The organism is Hirschia maritima DSM 19733, from assembly GCF_000378345.1.
Taxonomy (GTDB): Bacteria; Pseudomonadota; Alphaproteobacteria; order Caulobacterales; family Hyphomonadaceae; genus Hirschia; species Hirschia maritima.
Map to the genome: position 1 here is coordinate 287,500 of NZ_KB899546.1, position 19,078 is coordinate 306,577.

Annotated in this window: 19 protein-coding genes; 8 read left to right on the plus strand and 11 right to left on the minus strand. The window is 42.7% G+C overall.

What is annotated here, in order from left to right; all coding sequences use genetic code 11:
• The first annotated feature begins 33 nt into the window (after positions 1-33).
• Genes leuS through holA form a run of 3 tightly spaced genes read left to right on the plus strand, consistent with a single transcriptional unit; the run spans position 34 to position 4,207 of the window.
• The gene (gene leuS, locus F551_RS0109660; RefSeq protein WP_018997303.1) at positions 34-2,616 is read left to right on the plus strand and encodes a leucine--tRNA ligase; all 2,583 of its coding nucleotides are present in this window, start codon (positions 34-36) and stop codon (positions 2,614-2,616) included.
• A 5-nt stretch (positions 2,617-2,621) separates the two neighbouring features.
• Positions 2,622-3,206: an LPS assembly lipoprotein LptE gene (gene lptE, locus F551_RS0109665; RefSeq protein WP_018997304.1), complete on the plus strand. Its 585-nt coding sequence runs from the start codon at positions 2,622-2,624 to the stop codon at positions 3,204-3,206.
• Positions 3,203-4,207, plus strand: a complete 1,005-nt coding sequence (gene holA / locus F551_RS0109670) for a DNA polymerase III subunit delta (RefSeq protein WP_018997305.1) — start codon at positions 3,203-3,205, stop codon at positions 4,205-4,207. The genes lptE and holA overlap by 4 nt, the downstream gene beginning before the upstream one ends.
• 7 nt (positions 4,208-4,214) lie before the next feature.
• On the opposite strand, the gene F551_RS0109675 is transcribed toward holA, so the two are convergent.
• The 10 genes from F551_RS0109675 to hemE form a co-directional block, all read right to left on the minus strand.
• Positions 4,215-5,180 carry a ParB/RepB/Spo0J family partition protein gene (locus F551_RS0109675; RefSeq protein ID WP_018997306.1) on the minus strand — a complete coding sequence of 322 codons (966 nt, stop codon included), beginning with the start codon at positions 5,178-5,180 and terminating at the stop codon, positions 4,215-4,217.
• Between the two features lie 2 nt (positions 5,181-5,182).
• A complete protein-coding gene (locus F551_RS0109680; protein ID WP_018997307.1) occupies positions 5,183-5,983 on the minus strand; it encodes a ParA family protein in 801 nt (266 codons plus the stop codon).
• Positions 5,983-6,630 (minus strand): 16S rRNA (guanine(527)-N(7))-methyltransferase RsmG, encoded by a 648-nt coding sequence (gene rsmG / locus F551_RS0109685; protein WP_018997308.1) that lies wholly within the window; start codon positions 6,628-6,630, stop codon positions 5,983-5,985. The genes F551_RS0109680 and rsmG overlap by 1 nt, the downstream gene beginning before the upstream one ends.
• Entirely contained in the window at positions 6,630-8,495 is a 1,866-nt protein-coding gene (gene mnmG, locus F551_RS0109690; protein ID WP_018997309.1) for a tRNA uridine-5-carboxymethylaminomethyl(34) synthesis enzyme MnmG, read from the minus strand. The genes rsmG and mnmG overlap by 1 nt, the downstream gene beginning before the upstream one ends.
• Before the next feature lie 97 nt (positions 8,496-8,592).
• Complete coding sequence (mnmE, locus tag F551_RS0109695) at positions 8,593-9,948, minus strand: tRNA uridine-5-carboxymethylaminomethyl(34) synthesis GTPase MnmE (RefSeq protein WP_018997310.1); 1,356 nt, start codon at positions 9,946-9,948, stop codon at positions 8,593-8,595.
• Positions 9,949-9,987: 39 nt separating this feature from the next.
• Positions 9,988-10,338, minus strand: a complete 351-nt coding sequence (locus tag F551_RS0109700) for a Spx/MgsR family RNA polymerase-binding regulatory protein (protein WP_018997311.1) — start codon at positions 10,336-10,338, stop codon at positions 9,988-9,990.
• An 87-nt stretch (positions 10,339-10,425) separates the two neighbouring features.
• Complete coding sequence (gene rho, locus F551_RS0109705; protein WP_018997312.1) at positions 10,426-11,709, minus strand: transcription termination factor Rho; 1,284 nt, start codon at positions 11,707-11,709, stop codon at positions 10,426-10,428.
• Positions 11,710-11,882: 173 nt separating this feature from the next.
• Complete coding sequence (locus tag F551_RS0109710; RefSeq protein WP_018997313.1) at positions 11,883-12,323, minus strand: CopD family protein; 441 nt, start codon at positions 12,321-12,323, stop codon at positions 11,883-11,885.
• Positions 12,324-12,326: 3 nt separating this feature from the next.
• Complete coding sequence (hemH, locus tag F551_RS0109715) at positions 12,327-13,355, minus strand: ferrochelatase (protein WP_018997314.1); 1,029 nt, start codon at positions 13,353-13,355, stop codon at positions 12,327-12,329.
• An 11-nt stretch (positions 13,356-13,366) separates the two neighbouring features.
• Positions 13,367-14,401: a uroporphyrinogen decarboxylase gene (gene hemE, locus F551_RS0109720; RefSeq protein ID WP_018997315.1), complete on the minus strand. Its 1,035-nt coding sequence runs from the start codon at positions 14,399-14,401 to the stop codon at positions 13,367-13,369.
• 420 nt (positions 14,402-14,821) lie between these two features.
• Here hemE and F551_RS0109725 point away from each other — a divergent pair, with 420 nt between their 5' ends.
• The 5 genes from F551_RS0109725 to dnaQ are packed head-to-tail and all read left to right on the plus strand — an operon-like array spanning position 14,822 to position 18,373.
• Positions 14,822-15,637: a pyruvate, water dikinase regulatory protein gene (locus F551_RS0109725; RefSeq protein ID WP_018997316.1), complete on the plus strand. Its 816-nt coding sequence runs from the start codon at positions 14,822-14,824 to the stop codon at positions 15,635-15,637.
• 8 nt (positions 15,638-15,645) lie between these two features.
• Positions 15,646-16,245, plus strand: a complete 600-nt coding sequence (locus F551_RS0109730) for a Maf family protein (protein WP_018997317.1) — start codon at positions 15,646-15,648, stop codon at positions 16,243-16,245.
• On the plus strand, positions 16,242-17,069 hold the full coding sequence (gene aroE, locus F551_RS0109735) for a shikimate dehydrogenase (protein ID WP_018997318.1): 828 nt from the start codon (positions 16,242-16,244) through the stop codon (positions 17,067-17,069). Before F551_RS0109730 ends, aroE begins: the two co-directional genes overlap by 4 nt.
• Positions 17,069-17,671, plus strand: coding sequence for a dephospho-CoA kinase (gene coaE / locus F551_RS0109740; protein WP_018997319.1), 603 nt, complete (start codon positions 17,069-17,071; stop codon positions 17,669-17,671). The genes aroE and coaE overlap by 1 nt, the downstream gene beginning before the upstream one ends.
• Positions 17,672-18,373 (plus strand): DNA polymerase III subunit epsilon, encoded by a 702-nt coding sequence (gene dnaQ, locus F551_RS0109745; RefSeq protein ID WP_018997320.1) that lies wholly within the window; start codon positions 17,672-17,674, stop codon positions 18,371-18,373.
• 49 nt (positions 18,374-18,422) lie between these two features.
• Here dnaQ and secB read toward each other — a convergent pair whose 3' ends face one another.
• Positions 18,423-18,947, minus strand: a complete 525-nt coding sequence (secB, locus tag F551_RS0109750; RefSeq protein WP_018997321.1) for a protein-export chaperone SecB — start codon at positions 18,945-18,947, stop codon at positions 18,423-18,425.
• Between the last annotated feature and the right edge of the window lie 131 nt (positions 18,948-19,078).

Here is a 19,078-nt window from a genome sequence, read left to right on the forward strand (position 1 = left end):
AGACTGGTTTCCCCCAGTTCATGGAATACTGTAATGGCTACGCGATATAACGCACGTGAAGTTGAACCAAAATGGCAAAAAGCTTGGGACGACGCTAAAGTATTTGAAGCGAAATCCCCTTCCGAAGCTGGAGACATGCCCAAAGCATACGTGCTTGAGATGTTTCCATATCCATCTGGTCGTCTCCACATGGGTCACGTACGAAATTACGCAATGGGGGACGTTGTAGCCCGCTTCCATAAATCAAAAGGATACAATGTTCTTCATCCAATGGGTTGGGATGCGTTTGGCATGCCAGCAGAAAATGCAGCCATGGAGAAAGGTGCGCAACCAGGAATATGGACGCACGAGAACATCGACGCAATGAAAGAGCAATTTGCTCCACTTGGGCTTTCGTTTGATTGGAACCGTGAATTCGCTACCTGTGATGCCGAATACTATGGTCATCAACAAAAAATCTTTTTGAAATTTTGGGAGAACGACCTCGTTTTCCGTAAAAAGTCTAAAGTCAATTGGGATCCGGTCGACAATACCGTGCTCGCTAATGAGCAAGTCATTGATGGCAAAGGTTGGCGCTCAGGTGCGGAAGTTGAACAAAAAGAATTAGAACAGTGGACAATGAAGATCACCAAATATGCTGATGATCTTCTATCTGGCCTTCAAAACTTGGATAAATGGCCAGAAAAAGTACGCACTATGCAGGCCAATTGGATTGGCAAAAGCATCGGCGCTACCTTTAAATGGCCGTACGCTGGTGATGTCCCCGCTGGTGGTGATGAAAACGGAATTGAAGTTTTCACAACCCGACCAGACACTTTATTTGGTGCGAGCTTCGTAGCTCTTGCACCTGATCACCCAATTACGAAAGAATTGGCAAAAACGAACACGAAAATCGCTGAATTTATCGTCGAAGCAGCCAAAGGTGGTACAACAGAAGAAGCCATCGAAAAAGCTCCCAAATTGGGAGTAGATCTCGGTTTCAAAGTAAAGCACCCTTTCAATCCAGATTGGAAAATTCCTGTTTGGTCAGCTAATTTTGTCTTGTCTACCTACGGTTCAGGTGCCGTGTTTGGTTCTCCTGCAGGTGATCAACGAGATCTAGATTTCGCACGTAAATATGATCTTCCCGTTATTCCTGTTGTGCTCCCAACAAATACTGATGAAGCTAGCTATTCGATTGAAAATGAAGCGTACACCGGTAATGGGACGTTGATTAATTCTGAGTTCCTAAATGGAATGGACAGCAATGGTGCCATAAAAGCTGCCATAGCTAAACTAGAAGAATTGGGTCTTGGGACATCCTCCACCACTTACAGATTGAGAGACTGGGGAATATCTCGCCAACGCTATTGGGGTTGCCCAATCCCAGCTATTCGATGTGATAATTGTGGTGTTGTACCTGTTCCTGAAGACCAACTCCCGATCGAACTTCCTGAAGATCCAGACTTTTCAGAACCAGGCAATCCGTTGGACCGTCACCCCACGTGGAAACACACTTCTTGCCCTAAGTGTGGGAAAGACGCAGTTCGTGAAACCGATACGATGGATACCTTTATGGATTCATCTTGGTATTTCGCAAGATTCTGCGACACTCAAACTGGTGAGCCAGTAAATAAAGAGGCTGTGGGCTACTGGTTGCCAGTAGATCAATATATTGGCGGCGTTGAACATGCTATTTTACACTTGCTGTATTCTCGCTTTTTCACACGCGCCTTGCACGACTGCGATTTAATTGACTTGCCGAATGGAGAGCCTTTTGCTGGTCTATTCACGCAGGGCATGGTTACGCATGAGACATACAAATCATTAAAAGGACAATGGTTGTCTCCAGACGACATCGACGAGAAAGATGGTTCTTATTTTGAAATAGCTACTGGAGAGCCTGTCTCTGTTGGTTCTATCGAAAAAATGTCGAAGTCCAAAAAGAATGTTGTGGATCCATCTGTCATCATTGGAGATTATGGTGCGGATGTTGCGCGTTGGTTTGTTCTATCAGATTCACCACCTGAGCGTGACGTTGAATGGACACAATCTGGAGCAGAAGGATCATGGAAATTCATTCAAAAATTGTGGTCTTTAGCTGAGGCTGCACCTTCGGATGATGACGGTGAGATCAAAGACGGTCCGGCGATGGACTTATTAAGAACAACTCACAAAACAATTGATGGTGTGACGCGCGGTATCACAGAATTTCGATTCAACACCTCAGTGGCGCAAATCCACGAATTTGCAAATGCTCTTAAAAAGGCAGAAAACGCTAAAGGACCTGGAATTGCGACTGCAAGACGTTTTGCTTTAAAAACACTTGCTCAATTGATTTCACCGTTCGCACCTCACATCGCTGAAGAAAGCTGGGCGACACTAGGTGGCGAAGGCTTAGTCACTTTGGCACCTTGGCCAATTGCTGATGAAAAACTCATGTCATCGGATACATTGACCCTACCCGTTCAGGTTAATGGTAAAAAGCGCGGGGAAATCCAAGTTGATAAATCTGCTTCGAAAGAAGACGTTGAGAAGATCGCTCTGGCAGACCCAAAAGTATCTTCCTTCTTGGCAGACACCCAAATTAAAAAGATAATTGTTGTGCCCGGTAGAATTGTGAACATTGTGATATAGTGACCATGAAACATCTCTTTGCATCTTGTCTAATACTAGGAATTTCATCTGCCACATTATCTTCATGTGGATTTCAACCAGTGTATGGAAATGCAGATGCATTGAGCGGTCCTATCGCCATCAACCAGATTGATGGCCGTATAGGACATAGATTGCGTCAGGAATTGGCTAGAACACTCCGCTCGGGCCTCCCTGGTGTATCAGAAGGCGCTTTTCTTACAGTGACGGCATCTGAATCAATTCAACGCTTAAATCTGCAAGCCAATGCCAGTGTTTCAAGGACCACAATCGTCGCCGCTGCAAACTACACACTGCGTGATGCTGACGGACAAACTCTATTGTTTGGAAAAGTAAAAACCCAAACTGATTATGATGTAGCCGTTTCCGAATATGGAGATATCGCTCTTCAAACTGACGCTAGAGAGCGTGTAGCACTACTTTTGGCAAGACGACTGCAGGAACAACTTACACTTGACGCATCCTCTGCACGCCAAACTGCCCAAATGAAAAAAGCCGAAGAATTGAATCAGGATATTCCTCTAGAAAAAACAATCGAGGAAGAATTAAACGAGCTGGATAGAATTCGTTGATCGTATCTGGTGAAAAAGCGCTCTCATTCACACAAAGGCCCAAAGCTGGCATAAATACAGTTCTCGCATTTGGTCAAGATGCTGGTGTTGTATCTGATACTATTCAATCTCTCATTTCAAAATGGAAAAAACTTGAAAAAGGCGATTTGGAAATTGTTAGATTGCAGGAAGAAGAGCTTAAAAAAGATCCCACCTTATTAGCGGAAACACTAACAGCCGTATCCCTACTTGGCTCAAAACAATGTATCAGAGTTAGATTGTCCAATGAATCACTATCTAAGCAATTCATCAATTTAATCGAAGATATTAGCAAGGGAATAATCTATCCAGAAAACTATCTCGCAATTGAAGCTCCTGATCTAAAAAAGAAATCGAAACTCAGGGAATGTTTCTCTTCGTCACCAGATGCTGCATGTTTGCATTTGTTCGCTGACACCGAAGACCAAATTGCAGACTACATTAAAACCCAATTGAGCAATCATAATATTCTGATTGATGATTTAGCTTTGGAATTATTCGCATCAGATCTTCCAGGCGATAGGAGACTTGCCAATTCTGAAATTGAAAAATTGAGTCTTTATGCTCATGAATTGGATCGTTCTATAAACGAAGAAGATATCAAGCAAATTGCAGCAACTGAACAACCAAGAGGAGCTGATGACGCCGCTGATGCTGCTCTTGCTGGAAATGCGGGATCAGCAAATCAAGCATTAGACAGATATCTTGATGCGGGTGGTTCTGCGATTTCAGCTCTTCGAACATTGCATTTTAGGCTTTTGCGGGTGATCGATGCTCAATCAGGAGCGCGTTTTCTTCGGCCACCTGTGTTCGACAAAGAAAGACCAGCCTTCAATAAAATGCTTAAAGATTGGAATTCCACGCGATCCAATCGTGCTCTATCTATGCTCTACGCAGCTGAGAAATCCTGTAAACAAGCCGGAATCTCAACAGAAGCGATACTGAAAATAGTCATCGACCGTATTAGTCGACGACTATTTTAGTTTAACATTACCGAGTAGTTCTCGCTGAGGTCAGTCTTCTACACACATCATCCAATTGCTCTAGCTGCGTGTACTGAATTCTGATCTCACCACCTTTGGTGCCCTTATGCTTAATATCAACATTCAAGCCCAAGGCATGAGCGAGATCAGATTCCAAAGCTTCAGTATCTACATCCTTGTGTCCTGAAGCTTTAGGTTTGGATTTTTCTTTAGTGCCGTTTTCTTCCAGCATACGGAATTTATGAGACAGTTTTTCAGCATCTCTAACCGAAAGTCCATTCTTCATAACGCGCTCAACGACCAACATAGGGTCTGGCGCACCCAATGCAGCGCGTGCGTGCCCGGCACTTAATTGACCTTCACGTACCAAATCTCGTGCTTCATCGGGCAAGTTGAGCAGACGAAGAGTATTTGCAATATGTGGACGGCTTTTTCCAACATGCTCAGCCAGCATATCTTGGGTTCGGCCAAAACGTTTAATCAAAGATTGGTAAGCTTCAGCTTCTTCGAGCGGGTTTAAATCTGCACGCTGAACATTCTCGATCACACCGATTTCAAGAACTTCCAATTCATCAAGTTCTTTGATTACTGCCGGAACTGACTTCAAACCTGCACGCGTAGCTGCACGCCAGCGGCGCTCACCTGCAACGATTTGATATTTACCATCCACCTTTGGATCAGGCCGAACAAGGATTGCTTGTAAAACACCCTTAGTCCTGATGGAAGCTTCCAGTTCAGCCAAGTCTTCTTCTTTGAAAGTTTGACGAGGTTGATTTGGGTTTCCTGAAATAGATTTGATTGGTATTTCAGAAGCATTCAATTTTTTATGGCTGGAAGTTGATCCACTTGTTTTCTTGGATGCACTGGTCTCAGGTTGAAGCGCTTGCTCACCAATGAGGTCCATAAGACCACGACCTAAACGCGAAGGTTTGGCTTTAGATGGCGCTTCTTCTTTTTTTTCTTCTTTCGCCATGCTTATGCGCGCTCCTTCTCACGTTGTATGACTTCACTCGCAAGCTTTATATAAGCTTCACTACCAGAACACTTATGGTCATACAGTAGTGCTGGCTTACCAAACCCTGGGGCTTCCGATAGCCTTACATTGCGCGGTATAACCGTCTCATAAACTTTAGATCCAAAGAATGACCGAACATCAGCTTCAACCTGAGACGACTGAGCTTGTCGCTTATCGTACATAGTTAGAACGATGCCTTGTATTTCCAAATCAGCATTCAACGCACCGCGCACGACTTCAATCGTTCTCAAAAGCTGACTAAGGCCTTCCATGGCAAAGAACTCAGTTTGCAGAGGTACTAGAACCGCATCGCATCCCGTCATTGCATTGATAGTTAAGGAACTTAGCGAAGGCGGACAGTCAATGAGAACAAAATCATACTTAACGCACTCACCATTTTCTGCTGCCTCGCGATATGTCTCCATTGCATCTTTAAATCGATAAGAACGTCTAGGATCATCAGAAAGCTTTGTCTCCACACCTGAGAGGTTTTCATCTCCAGGAATGATGTGGAGACGAGGAATAACTGTTTCCTTACACGCAGCCTGTATCTCTGCTCCATCTATGACCACGTCATAGCTTGTAAGATCACGCTCTGATGGAGGAATACCCAATCCTGTCGAGGCATTACCTTGAGGGTCAAAATCGATAAGAAGAACTGATCTTCCAGCGGCTGCTAGAGCTGTTCCTAAATTAATAGAGGTCGTGGTTTTCCCAACGCCTCCTTTTTGGTTCGCGACTGCGATTATCCGTGTGTTCATTAGTTTCGCCGGTTAAGCCCTTTAACAACCAAAATACGACCTTCGGTATGACTGAAACTCTCGTGTAGTTCGTAATCGAATTCCCAGTCAGACTGAGCTGATTCGATCTCTTGCAACACTTCTTTTCCTTTTAGGAATATACAACTCGCCGTTTTGGCGAGAAACTTCTCACTATATTCGTAGAGTTGGGGCAAAGATGCAAGCGCTCTGGACGTGACATGATCGTAAGTTTCACGTGAAACACTCTCAATTCTGCAGTTTTCTACAGTTAAATTGAGTTTCGCCTCTCGTCCAGCGGCACGCAAGAACGCGCATTTCTTACCAACAGCTTCTACGAGCGTGAATTTCTCGTTAGATTCTTCCGATGCACATGCCATAATGAGTGCAGGAAATCCTGCTCCCGATCCAAGATCTATCCACCTAGATGCATGCTCCGAGCGATACTGATAAACCTGCAATGAATCTAAAATATGACGACGCCACAAACGGTCACGCTCAGACGGGCCAATTAAATTATGGGTCTTGCGCCACTTATCCAAGACCTGAACAACAACTTCGATCTTTTGTAATGTTTCACGTGAAACAGATAAGTAATCTGAAAGGTCAGACGAACGAAATCCATCTTCATCAATAAGAGGGCTAATCATTATCTAGCAGCTGCTTTCTGTGAGCGTTTTACATAAGCAAGAAGCGCGGTGATTGCGCCAGGTGTGACACCTTCAATTCGACTTGCTTGACCTAGTGTTGATGGACGAACATCCTCTAACTTTGATCTGACCTCATTTGATAGGCCTCCAACACTAGCATAATCGATATCCAAAGGCAGACGCAGTCTTTCATCTTTTCGGAAGGATTCAATGTCGGCCTGCTGTCGTTCCAAATAGCCTGCATAAATTGCTTCAATAGCCAGTTGTTCTTTCACAGCAACACCAAGTGTTTCTAACTCAGGCCATTTCTTAGTTAGCAACTCATAATCAACATGAGGAAATGCCAGTATTTCATAAGCAGTGCGACGCCGTCCATCTTGTGTAATCTTAATCCCGACAGCCCCAGCTTCATTTGGGGTCATAGAGAGTGATTGTAGAAGTTCTCGGCCTTTGCTTAGGTCCTTAAGTTTTTCACTAAATGCAAACTGTCTCTCTTCGCTGATGATATTCCATTCATCACCGAGTGGTGTCAGTCGTTGATCTGCATTATCGGAGCGCAGGGATAGGCGGTATTCAGCACGGGAAGTAAACATTCGATAGGGTTCAGATACACCACGCGTTACCAAATCATCTATCATCACACCGATGTAAGCTTGCGAACGGTCTAGAGTTACAGCATCCAATCCTTGAACCTTGCGTGCTGCATTCACCCCTGCAATCAATCCCTGTGCTCCAGCTTCTTCATAACCTGTTGTCCCATTAATCTGGCCAGCTAGATACAGAGATGGAACTTTTTTCAATTGAAGGTCAGATGTCAGCTCGCGTGGATCTACATAATCATACTCGATAGCATATCCATATTGCGCTATTTCAACATTCTCCAAACCTTTCATAGTCCGTAGAAACTTATCTTGCACGTCAGCAGGCAATGACGTCGAGATGCCATTTGGATAGACTAAATCATCATCCAGCCCTTCAGGTTCTAGGAAAACTTGGTGCTGATTTTTGTCGGCAAAACGTGTCACTTTATCTTCAATAGACGGACAATACCGGGGGCCTTTTCCAGAGATGGCTCCTGAGTATACGGCTGACTGCTCTATATTCGCATTGATAACTTTATGTGTCTCTACATTGGTATAAGTCATCCCGCATTCAATTTGCGGAACTTCAATCTTATCCGTTAGAAACGAGAAAGGAATGGGTTCGACATCAGCTGGCTGCATTTCTAAGACTGACCAGTCTATACTGGACTTCTTCAAACGCGCAGGTGTGCCGGTCTTGAGACGCCCCATCTCTAGATCAAGAGAATAAAGGCGTTTGGACAATTCCTTCGCCGGCTGATCTCCAACGCGACCAGCTGGAATTCTTTCATCACCGCGATGGATGATGCCATCAAGGAAGGTTCCTGTCGTTAAAACAACAGCACCTGATCTATAGACTTTACCAGTCTCTCCAATGACACCAGATAGTTTGTTATCCACAAACATCAGGTCATCAATACCATCTTCTATAACTGTTAGATTGTCCTGGGCTGCTACGGCTTTTTGAACCGCATTGCGATAGAGCTTACGATCTGCTTGCGTACGAGGCCCTTGTACGGCTGGTCCTTTGGAGCGATTTAGCAAACGAAATTGAATACCACCTTGATCAGCAGCTTGCCCCATTATTCCGCCCAGTGCGTCAATCTCTCGAACAAGATGACCTTTACCTAATCCACCGATAGCTGGATTACATGACATCTCGCCAATGGTAGATGCTTTATGAGTAATAAGGGCAGTACTCGCGCCTGCGCGTGCTGATGCCGAAGCAGCTTCTACACCTGCATGGCCACCACCGACAATTATGACATCAAACTCTAAATTCATGCTTTTCATCCGTTCAAGAGGATATGCATGTAATTAGAATAAGCGCATTCGTCGAGTGTTCATAGTGAGATTTGAATAAGGTGTTTCACATGAAACACTATTTTCCGATGCAAAATTCACCGAAAATGCGGTCCAAGATATCTTCTGAATCAATCTCGCCTGTGATCTTTCCAATATCTCTTGCTGCCAATCGAATGTCTTCTGCGATGAGATCTGATGAGAAATCATTCTCCATTGCCAAAACAGCGTGATTGAGATTATCCAAAGTAGAAAGCAAAAGATGCTTATGACGTTGACGAGATACCAAAGGCGCTGAACCACTGGTTGACATCCGATCAACAACTATCGCGCTTAGCAATTCTTTGACCATCAAAACATCATTGTCATTTTTCAAACTGATGTGACGATGCTCCAACTCAGTAGCTGTTGATTGTAAAGCTTGATATTCTACATTCAATTCGGATTTATTGGTAAGTAGCAGATCACCGTTCACCGCAGTGGACACATCCGGCGGAGTTTGATCCTTTGCATGAAGGAATATTCTGAAGTCGCTTTCCTCAGCACGTGCTAAAGCTCTTTTGACGCCTTCAGCCTCAATGGCATCAGCGGTATCTCGAAGGCCTGCAGTATCTGAAAGCCATACTATATATCCAGCAAGCTCAAGTCTGACCTCGACAATATCTCTAGTCGTGCCAGCAATATCAGACACAATTGCTGCATCTCTACCAGCCAGCGCATTCATAAGTGTAGACTTACCAGCGTTTGGTGGACCGATAATCGCAACCTTGAAACCATCTCGAACAGCCAAACCAGCGTTAGAATTATCTAAAGCTTGTTGGATAGATTCAACCAAATCTTGGACTAACGGATAGGCCCGACTGTCAATTCCACTAGGAACATCTTCTTCATCTGGAAAATCAATGGACGCATCTAAAGCAGCCATTGCGTTTATAAGCGTCGATTTCCAATTCTGACATTGCTCATAGAAAGCACCATCATATTGTTTGATGGCTTGCTGGCGCTGTGCCTCTGTCTCAGCATCAATGAGATCTCCTACAGCTTCAGCTTTGGTGAGATCCATTCGACCATTTTCAAAAGCACGCCGCGTATATTCACCAGGTTCAGCTAGACGACATTTTTTTGTCGAAAGACAAGCATCCAACACTGCTGAAACAATAGCTGTTCCACCATGAAGATGAAGCTCGACAACGTCTTCACCTGTGAAACTATTTGGACCAGGCATACATACGGCTAAAGCTTCATCTAAAGGATCGTCCTTAGATTTATCTTCAGGTCGATAAATAGATCTGAGACCCAATATTCGATTTGCTGGAAGATCTTTGAATGTGATGAGTTTTAAAATGTTGGTTGCTTGTTCACCAGACAATCGAATGACCGAAACACCCGCTTTTCCTGACGCGCTAGCTAGAGCGCAAATCGTATCATTCAACATAAACTCATCACCAAACTCGCTTGTTTCACGTGAAACAAACTATTTTAAAGACAAAATTTCTTCTTTTTGGGCGTCTCTAAAACCAAGAACTAGTTTATCGCCAATTTCAAAAAGAGGGCGTTTCATAAGGCTTGGATTATCTTGAAGCAAGGCCACAGCTTTACTTGCATCGATATCAGATTTCTGATCGTCATTTAATTCACGCCATGTCTTGCTAGCCTTATTGATAACTTTTTCCCAACCAAGCTCAGCAACATATTTCTCAAGATCTTGAACAGGAACACCATCGGCTTTGACGTCTCTATAGGAAAACTCCAATTCATTTTCCTTTAGCCACTTTTGAGCCTTACGGCATGTATCGCAAGATTTAAGTCCAGTCATTTTGATCATGAAAGAAGTCCCAAATAGATTCAATTGAACACAAAAAAGGGATGACACACTTTGTTGCCATCCCCAATATTGATTTGGTTTTGAAACCTAGTTTTTCATAGATTCGAAGAACTCTGAATTGTTCTTGGTCTGTTTGAGTTTATCCAGCAAAAACTCGATAGCATCCTGTGCACCCATTGGGTTGAGGATTTTACGCAGAATATAAGTTTTCTGTAGATCTTTTTGATCCATAAGTAGTTCTTCTTTACGAGTACCAGACTTAAGAATGTCGATTGCAGGGAAGACACGCTTATCAGCAATCTTACGCTCAAGAACGATCTCAGAGTTACCAGTACCTTTAAATTCTTCAAAGATCACTTCGTCCATGCGTGATCCAGTATCGATCAAAGCAGTTGCAATGATTGTTAGAGAACCACCTTCTTCAATGTTTCTAGCAGCACCGAAGAAACGCTTAGGACGTTGCAATGCGTTTGCATCGACACCACCTGTAAGAACTTTACCAGAAGAAGGAACAACTGTGTTGTAAGCACGACCAAGACGCGTGATTGAATCGAGAAGAATTACAACATCACGACCATGTTCAGAAAGACGCTTTGCTTTTTCAATAACCATCTCAGCAACTTGTACGTGACGCGTAGCCGGTTCATCAAACGTCGATGAAATAACCTCACCGCGTACAGAACGTTGCATGTCCGTTACCTCTTCAGGACGTTCATCAATTAGAAGAACGAGCAGATAACATTCTGGGTGATTTTCAGCGATTGATTGAGCGATGTTTTGAAGAAGAACTGTTTTACCCGTACGTGGCGGAGCAACAATCAAAGAACGCTGACCTTTACCAATAGGTGCAACAATATCGATTACGCGACCTGAACGGTCTTTGCGAGTAGGGTCTTCAATTTCAATATTGAAACGTTCTTCGGGGTAAAGAGGTGTCAGGTTATCGAAGTGAACCTTATGTCTAACTTTCTCTGGTTCTTCAAAATTGACTGATTCCACTTTAACAAGCGCAAAATAACGCTCATCATTGCGGGGGCCTCTGATTTCACCTTCAACAGTATCACCAGTTCTTAAACCCATACGGCGAATTTGTTGTGGGCTGACATAAATATCATCTGGTCCGGGAAGGTAATTTGATTGTGGAGATCTCAGAAAACCAAATCCGTCAGAGAGAACTTCTACAACTCCGCCACCGATAATCTCGATATCTTTTTCTGATAATTCTTTCAGAATAGCGAAGAGTAATTCTTGCGTACGCAGTGAAGAGGCATTTTCCACTTCAAGCTGTTCAGCGAAAGCGAGCAGATCAGTGGGTGATTTTTGCTTAAGTTCTTCAAGCGTTATACGCTCAAGGGTTTCAGTCTCTGACATGAACCAAATTCTTTTCTATGAATATCTAATAACGGAATTAGTAGAATAGTTGAGCAAAGCCCAGACAAGATTCTCAACGGACAGAACACCCGCTAATCTTTCTCCACCATGAAAAGCAAAAAAAGTCAAGTAAAACTAGTTAACAAGACCTTTAACAAATAGATAAAATTTACCTATCTAGCGAATGGTTCCACAACAACCATAATGATCGCTATAATCGCCAGCATAAATGGTGCTTCGTTTAGAAATCTAAGTTTCTTGGAAGACATGGTTAGATTGTCAGACAATTCTTTCTTAAAAAGACTTACAAACATGCCATGCGTGCCGGTAATTAATATAACAGCCAATATTTTAACCCAAAACCAAGGTTGTCCTATGAAAGCTTCCCAATTGAAATGAGCTAATGCCAATCCAAAGAGCCACGTTAGAACCAGCATGGGTGTTAAAATTATACGACGAAGACGTGCAATAGCGGAATCCATTGCTTGAACCAGCTGTTCGTTTTCGCGGCCTTCAATTCGATAAACCAACAAACGTGGCAACATAAGTAATCCTGCCATCCAAGCGATCACACAAATGATGTGTCCGGCACGAAACCATTCATAATGTGACATCAATTATCCTATGTTTTCAAATTTAGTGTTTGGACAAGCAGACCAAGATTTCGGACAAATTCTATACTCTCCAGAATTTAATATGCTTTCCTTATTAAGTGCTGCTTTTCGTACAAGTCCTGCAAGACCAGAGATAAACTCATCTGAAATTCCTAGCGCAGGAGCTCTTAGATAAGTTGTCACCCCATTTTCATGGGCTAATTCAGCATACTCATCATCTAATTCCACGAGCGTTTCGATATGTTCGGAAACAAAAGCTATCGGACTGACCAAAACATTCTTACCGTCAGCACCAGCCTTTTGGATGCTATCATCAGTAGACGGTCCAATCCATTCAAGAGGTCCTACCTTGGATTGATAACAAATCTCTACCTCCCAATCGCTAGGCAGTTTTGCTTTCACCGCAGCACAAGATTGTTCCACTTGCCATTGATAGGGGTCGCCTGCATCAACGACCTTTTTAGGCAAACCATGTGCTGACAATAAAACGCGTAAGTTATCCGGTGCGCCATTGTCTTTCCAAGTTGAAATCAATTTATCAACATGTGCGCTAATCAAACCTTCTTCCGTTGGATAACAACAAATACTAGCAGCGTCGCCGCCGCCGCATTTTTTCCACTCCAACAAAGAAGATGCGGTAGTTGTAGTTGAAAACTGAGGATAGAGCGGCAGCAAAACGATTTTATCTGGAGCAAATTCTTTTACTGCGTTTACTGCGTCTTTGGTAAACGGTTTCCAATATCGCATTGCTAGAAAACAACGCGCATCAATTCCTGTTTCCTTTAAAGCTTTTTCCAACCCATCAGCTTGTTTTTGCGTTTCGTTTAAAAGAGGGGAAGCTCCCCCCATTTTTGCGTAGTTTTTTTTGGCTTCTTTTGCGCGCGTAGAAGAAATAAATTTAGCTAATGCCCAGCGAATGGGATTTGGCGCACCAATGATAGCTTTATCGCTAAACAAATTAAATAAAAACGGTTGCACAGCATCCAAATTGTCTGGACCACCCAGATTAAATAAAACGACAGCTACACGCATTGATTCAAACCTTAAATTTCCCGAATTACACGCACTGCGCGTTCAACGTTTTTGATGGGAGTTTGTGGTGTTACACCATGACCCAAATTGAAAATATGTGGTCGATCTTTCAAAGCTGATTTGATTTCGCGAATTCGATTATCCATTTCATCTCCGCCAGCAATAAGCCTCAACGGATCTAAATTACCTTGAACTGGAAAACCTGTCGGTAGTGCTTCATTTACCCACTTTACCGGTAGTGCGGTATCAAGTCCTACCGCTGTAACACCTGTTTCTTTAGCGTAAGGCGCTAGCATGGCGCCTGATCCACGTGGAAAACCTATTATAGGTTGGGTTACACCTAACTCCCGAACGCGCTGTATGAGCTTCTGTGTGGGTTTAATAACCAATCTTAACATACTATCCTCAGCCAATCCTTCAGCCCAACTATCGAAGATCATTAATGCATCCGCGCCTGCATCTGCTTGTGCTTTAAGATAATGCGCCGTAGTTTCTACCAATATATCTAGCATTGCATCTAGATCTTCTGGTTCTTGATACGCTTTGAGACGAGAAACGGATTTATCAGTGCCACCTTTTCCTTCAACAGCATATACCGCGACAGTCCAGGGTGCGCCAGCAAATCCTATTAACGTCGTTTCCGGTGGCAACTGCGTTTTCACACGAGAAACTGTTTCATAAACAGGCGACATTCGATCCAACAACTTTTCTAAAGGAAATTTATCTAGGTCTGCTGCATTAGATGCCGGATCTAATTGAGGACCTTCGCCTTTAACAAAACGAACGTTACGGCCCATCGCATCTAAAATAAGTAGAATATCTGCAAACAATATGGCGCCATCCATATTGTATCTTCTAATAGGTTGTAGTGTCGCTTCAGTAGCTAAAGAAGGAGAGTAACAAAAATCCAGAAAATCTTTAGCACGAGCACGTAATTCAAGATACTCAGGCAAATGTCTTCCAGCCTGACGCATCATCCATACAGGAGGCGCCTCATAGATTTTGCCATTTAGTGTATTAAGCAATTTTTTTTCAGGCTGTGCCACGTACTCTCATTCCTTTAAATTCTATTATTAAGTTTAGATTCTTCTATTGTTATAAGACCGTTGGTAACGGGGACAAATTAAGGTTTGAACTTTTATCCACACACTATCAACAGCCAATGTGGCATTAATTCACATCGCCTTCATTAATCTTAATTACGGTTCATTAAGGTTAACGCTCTTGTTAATAAGGGTTAATTTTGAGTCGAGTCTAAATTAACTGGATTCCAGTGGAAAGAATCTAAAAAATTTCATCGAATTTCTAGCCTGTAGATAGAATTGTGAATAAAGGTGAGTAAAGTTAACCAAAAATCACTCCTAACAGGTTTTCCACAGTTGGCTGGGGGAAACTTGGTAATACCCAGTATTACTTAAAGAAAATCAGGTAATACCTTATTTAGAGGACGGCGGCGCCGATAATATATGGACATCTATTTTAACGTCCACCTTCTATCAGATTCGACTGGTGAAACACTAAATGCTGTGATGCGAGCTGCATGTGCCCAATTTGAAGGAATATCGCCTTTAGAACACAATTATTATTTAGTCCGTTCTCAGAGGCAATTGGACAGAGCGCTTCAAGAAATAGAAAGTGCTCCGGGTATCGTACTTTACACGATATCTGATGAAGGATTGAGAAAAACACTTGAGGATTGGTGCTCTCAAACGCATACACCAGTTCTTCCAGTGATTGATCCTGCTGTGGATGTCTTAAGTCGCTATCTCGGTTTGCGTTCAAATCGTTCAGTTGCTGGCCAATATAAAGTCGATTCAACGTATTTTAGCAGAATTGAAGCTTTAAATTATACGTTGGCACATGATGACGGACAGGGTGTTGAGGATTTACACGAGGCAGATGTAGCACTCGTAGGGGTAAGTAGAACATCTAAAACGCCAACTTGTGTTTATCTTGGAAATAGAGGGATTAAAGCTGCTAATGTACCGTTGGTTCCTGGTGTAGATCCTCCAGAAATTTTGTTAGGGCCCAATGCACCACTCGTAATCGCATTGAAAATATCACCAAAGCGATTGGTCGATATCCGCAGACAGCGCCTTATTTCTATCAAAGAAGATCCAAATACAACGTATGCTTCTGAAGAATCTATTCGAGAAGAATTGACATGGGCGAATAGATTATTCGCACGTATGAAGTGGAAAACCATTGATGTATCACGTCGATCCGTTGAAGAAACTGCAGCTGCGATTTTAAATACACTTTCAGAAACTGGACGAGGCTAAGTGCTCAAGTGGTAAAAACTAGGATTATTCTTGCATCTCAGAGCAAATCTCGTGGAGATTTAATGCGTGGAGCTGGTTTGCAATTTGAACAAATGGCTTCTTATGTCGATGAAGATGCAATTAAAGCCGCAATGCGTGCTGACGGGGAGAATACACAAAGACAAGCTGAAACGCTTGCTGAAATGAAAGCACTTAAAATCTCATTGAATCAAACCGGTATAGTGCTTGGTGCCGACCAGATGTTAGATTTGGAAGGGCGTCAATTTGACAAACCAAAGTCGTTGAAAGAAGCACGAGAAAATCTATTGGAGATGAGAGGTAAAACTCATACATTAGAAACTGCGCTTGTGGCTTGTGAAAATGGACAACCAATTTGGCGAACAACAGCCAAACCGCGTTTAACAATGCGAAATTTTTCTGAAGAGTTTCTAGATAGTTATCTGAAGGGTGAGGATGAATTAGCGCTTACAACGGTCGGTGCTTATAGATTGGAAGCTCCGGGAGCTCAATTGTTTTCAAAAATTGAGGGAGATTACTTTTCTATACTTGGTTTGCCACTTATCCAGCTTCTCAATTGGTTGCAGGATAGGGGAGTTATAATCAAATGAAAGAGATTTCCAATATCAAAGCTTTTGGAGTTATTGGAGATCCAATCGCACAATCTCTATCACCAGATATTCATAATTTTTGGATCAAAAAATCAAATATTTCAGCATATTATAATAAATTCCATTTACAGACTAAATGTGCGACGGAAGATATAAAAGCTTTGCAGCGCTTTGATGTGCAAGGGCTAAATGTGACCATGCCGTATAAGGAATATGCAATTAGAGCTGCTGTTAATGTAAGTGAAACGGCTGAGAAAATTGGTGTTGCAAATACTCTAAAATCAACACCGTTAGGTTGGTATGCGGATAACACGGATGCAGTCGGATTTTTAAATGCGTTACTCTCTTGTCTCGAAAATAAAGACCTGACTGGGAAGGCAATTCTTTTAATTGGTGCTGGTGGTGCCGCACGGGCTGTTGCGTATATTTTAAGCAAACAAAATGTTGATCTAACGATCGTAAACCGTACCGTTTCAAAGGTCGATGATCTCATAACCGAATTAGCCCCGGCAGCTAAATCAAATAGTCTTTCGGATTTAACAAATGATATGGATGCAGCTGACATTGTGGTGAACGCCACAAGTTTGAAAGCAGGGCTTGTCGATTCAATAGAATTTCCTGATGGAAATGGGCGGTTGTTTTTCGATTTATCCTATGGAAAAGCGCCAGAAGAAATACTTCGGAAAGCATCTCAATCTGGTTGGCAGACTGAAGATGGTTTACGCATGTTGGTTGAACAAGCTGCTCTTTCACATGAACTTTGGCACGGTGAAACACCCGATGTCGAAGCAGCTTACCAAATGTGCCAGGAGAAAATCAGATAATGGTAATTTTGGGTCTGACAGGTTCAATAGGCATGGGAAAATCCACCACAGCTAACTTGTTTAAGGAGGAGGGCATACCGGTTTATGATTCTGATGCATCAGTTCATGCACTGTATGCTGTCGGCGGTAAAGCTGTTGATCTTTTAGAAGATGAATTTCCGGGTGTGAAAAATGCTAACGGGGCAATAGACCGTCAAAAACTTAGTTCTTATGTTATTGGGGATGACGCAGCTTTAAAAAAGCTTGAGCAGATAGTTCATCCTCTTGTTTTTCAAACACGTCTAGATTTTTTAGATTATCAAAGAGAACAAGAATCAACACTTGTCGTTTTTGATATTCCATTGCTGTTTGAAACAGGTTCTGAAGCTGCTGTTGATAAAGTCATAGTTGTAACTGCACCTTTTGAAGTACAAAAAGAACGCGTGTTAGGCCGCGAAGGTATGACAGAAGAAAAGTTTGAAACTATTTTGCAAAAGCAAATGCCAGACTCTGAAAAACGTAAGCGTGCAGATTTTGTAATTGATACCAGCCTTGGAATAGAAAAAGCGCGTGAATCTGTAAAACAAATAATATCCATATTGATGAAGTCTAAGGAATCTTAGATGCGTGAAATTGTTTTTGATACTGAGACTACAGGCCTAAACGCAAAAGACGGCGATCGCATAATTGAATTGGGTGCGGTTGAAATCGTGAATTTGCTGCCGACAGGCCGCGAATTTCATCGTCTTATTTATCCAGAACGTGCGGTTAGTGATGATACGGTTCGCATTACTGGGATTACAGATGAGATGCTAAAGGGTAAACCTCTCTTTAGTGATCCGAGCGTGTATCAGGAGTTTATTGATTTTATTGAAGATTCTCCACTAGTTGCGCACAATGCTGAATTTGACCGTGGCTTTTTGAATGAAGAAATGCGTCGAATAGGAATGCCCGAATTTCCTAAGGAGCGTTGTGTCGACACACTAGCAATAGCAAAAGCAAAATTTCCTGGTGCCTCTGCCACTCTGGATGCGTTGTGTAAACGCTTTGATATTTCGTTGGCCAAGCGTGATGTCCACACCGCTGTAGTGGACTCCCAACTGCTTGCTTCAGTATATTTGGAATTGCGAGGAGGGCGCGCGCACTCTTTTGAATTTGAAGATGCTGTTCAGAAGAAAGAGGCAGTTGCTTATAAAAGAACACCGCGTGCACAGCGTTCAAAGAAACTATCCCCGTTGATAACCGTTGAGGAAAATACAGCTCATAGAGAGTTCGTCGCAACGTTGGGAGATGAACCTGTTTGGCAACGTATTTTAGAAGAATAAAAAAAGCGACGTTTTATAAACGTCGCTTTTTATTGAATGTGTTTTCTAATTAAGCTTGTTCAGTCGGTGCAGCATCTTGTTGCCCTGCTACCTGTTGTGCTTTTTGAGCTTTATAAAGCCCTATAAAATCAATTGGGTCGATGAGTAGTGGTGGATATCCACCTTCACGCGTAACTTCAGCCATTACACGACGCGCGAATGGGAAAAGTAGACGAGGACATTCGATCAATAGAAGTGGTTCAACGTCATTTTGTTGAGCGTTTTTCAATTCGAAAAGGCCTGAATAAACGAGCTCAGCAATAAAGACGACTTTGTCTTCACGTTTGGCTTGAGCAGAAAGTCTCAGGTTAACTTCAAAAATACCTTGTTGGTTTGGCTGTGGGTCGGCTTTAACATCAATACCCAATTCAATAGCAGGTGCGTTTTGGCCAGCACCAGCTGTAAGCGGGTGTGGGTTTTCAAAAGACAAGTCTTTTATGTATTGCGCAAGAACGCGAATTGATGGACCAGATTCAGCAGCTGCTTGCGCTGGATCTGTTGTTGGTTGGCCTTCTGGTGAGGGCGTGTCATTCATATCTTATACATCCGTTTGGTACGGGGAACTGGTTGCCAGCTAGCATGAGCTGGTTAAGCAGACAAGTTAGGTGGTTTAAAACAGTGATTTGTCAACATATATATGTGGCAAGAAATAAAATGATACTTTAT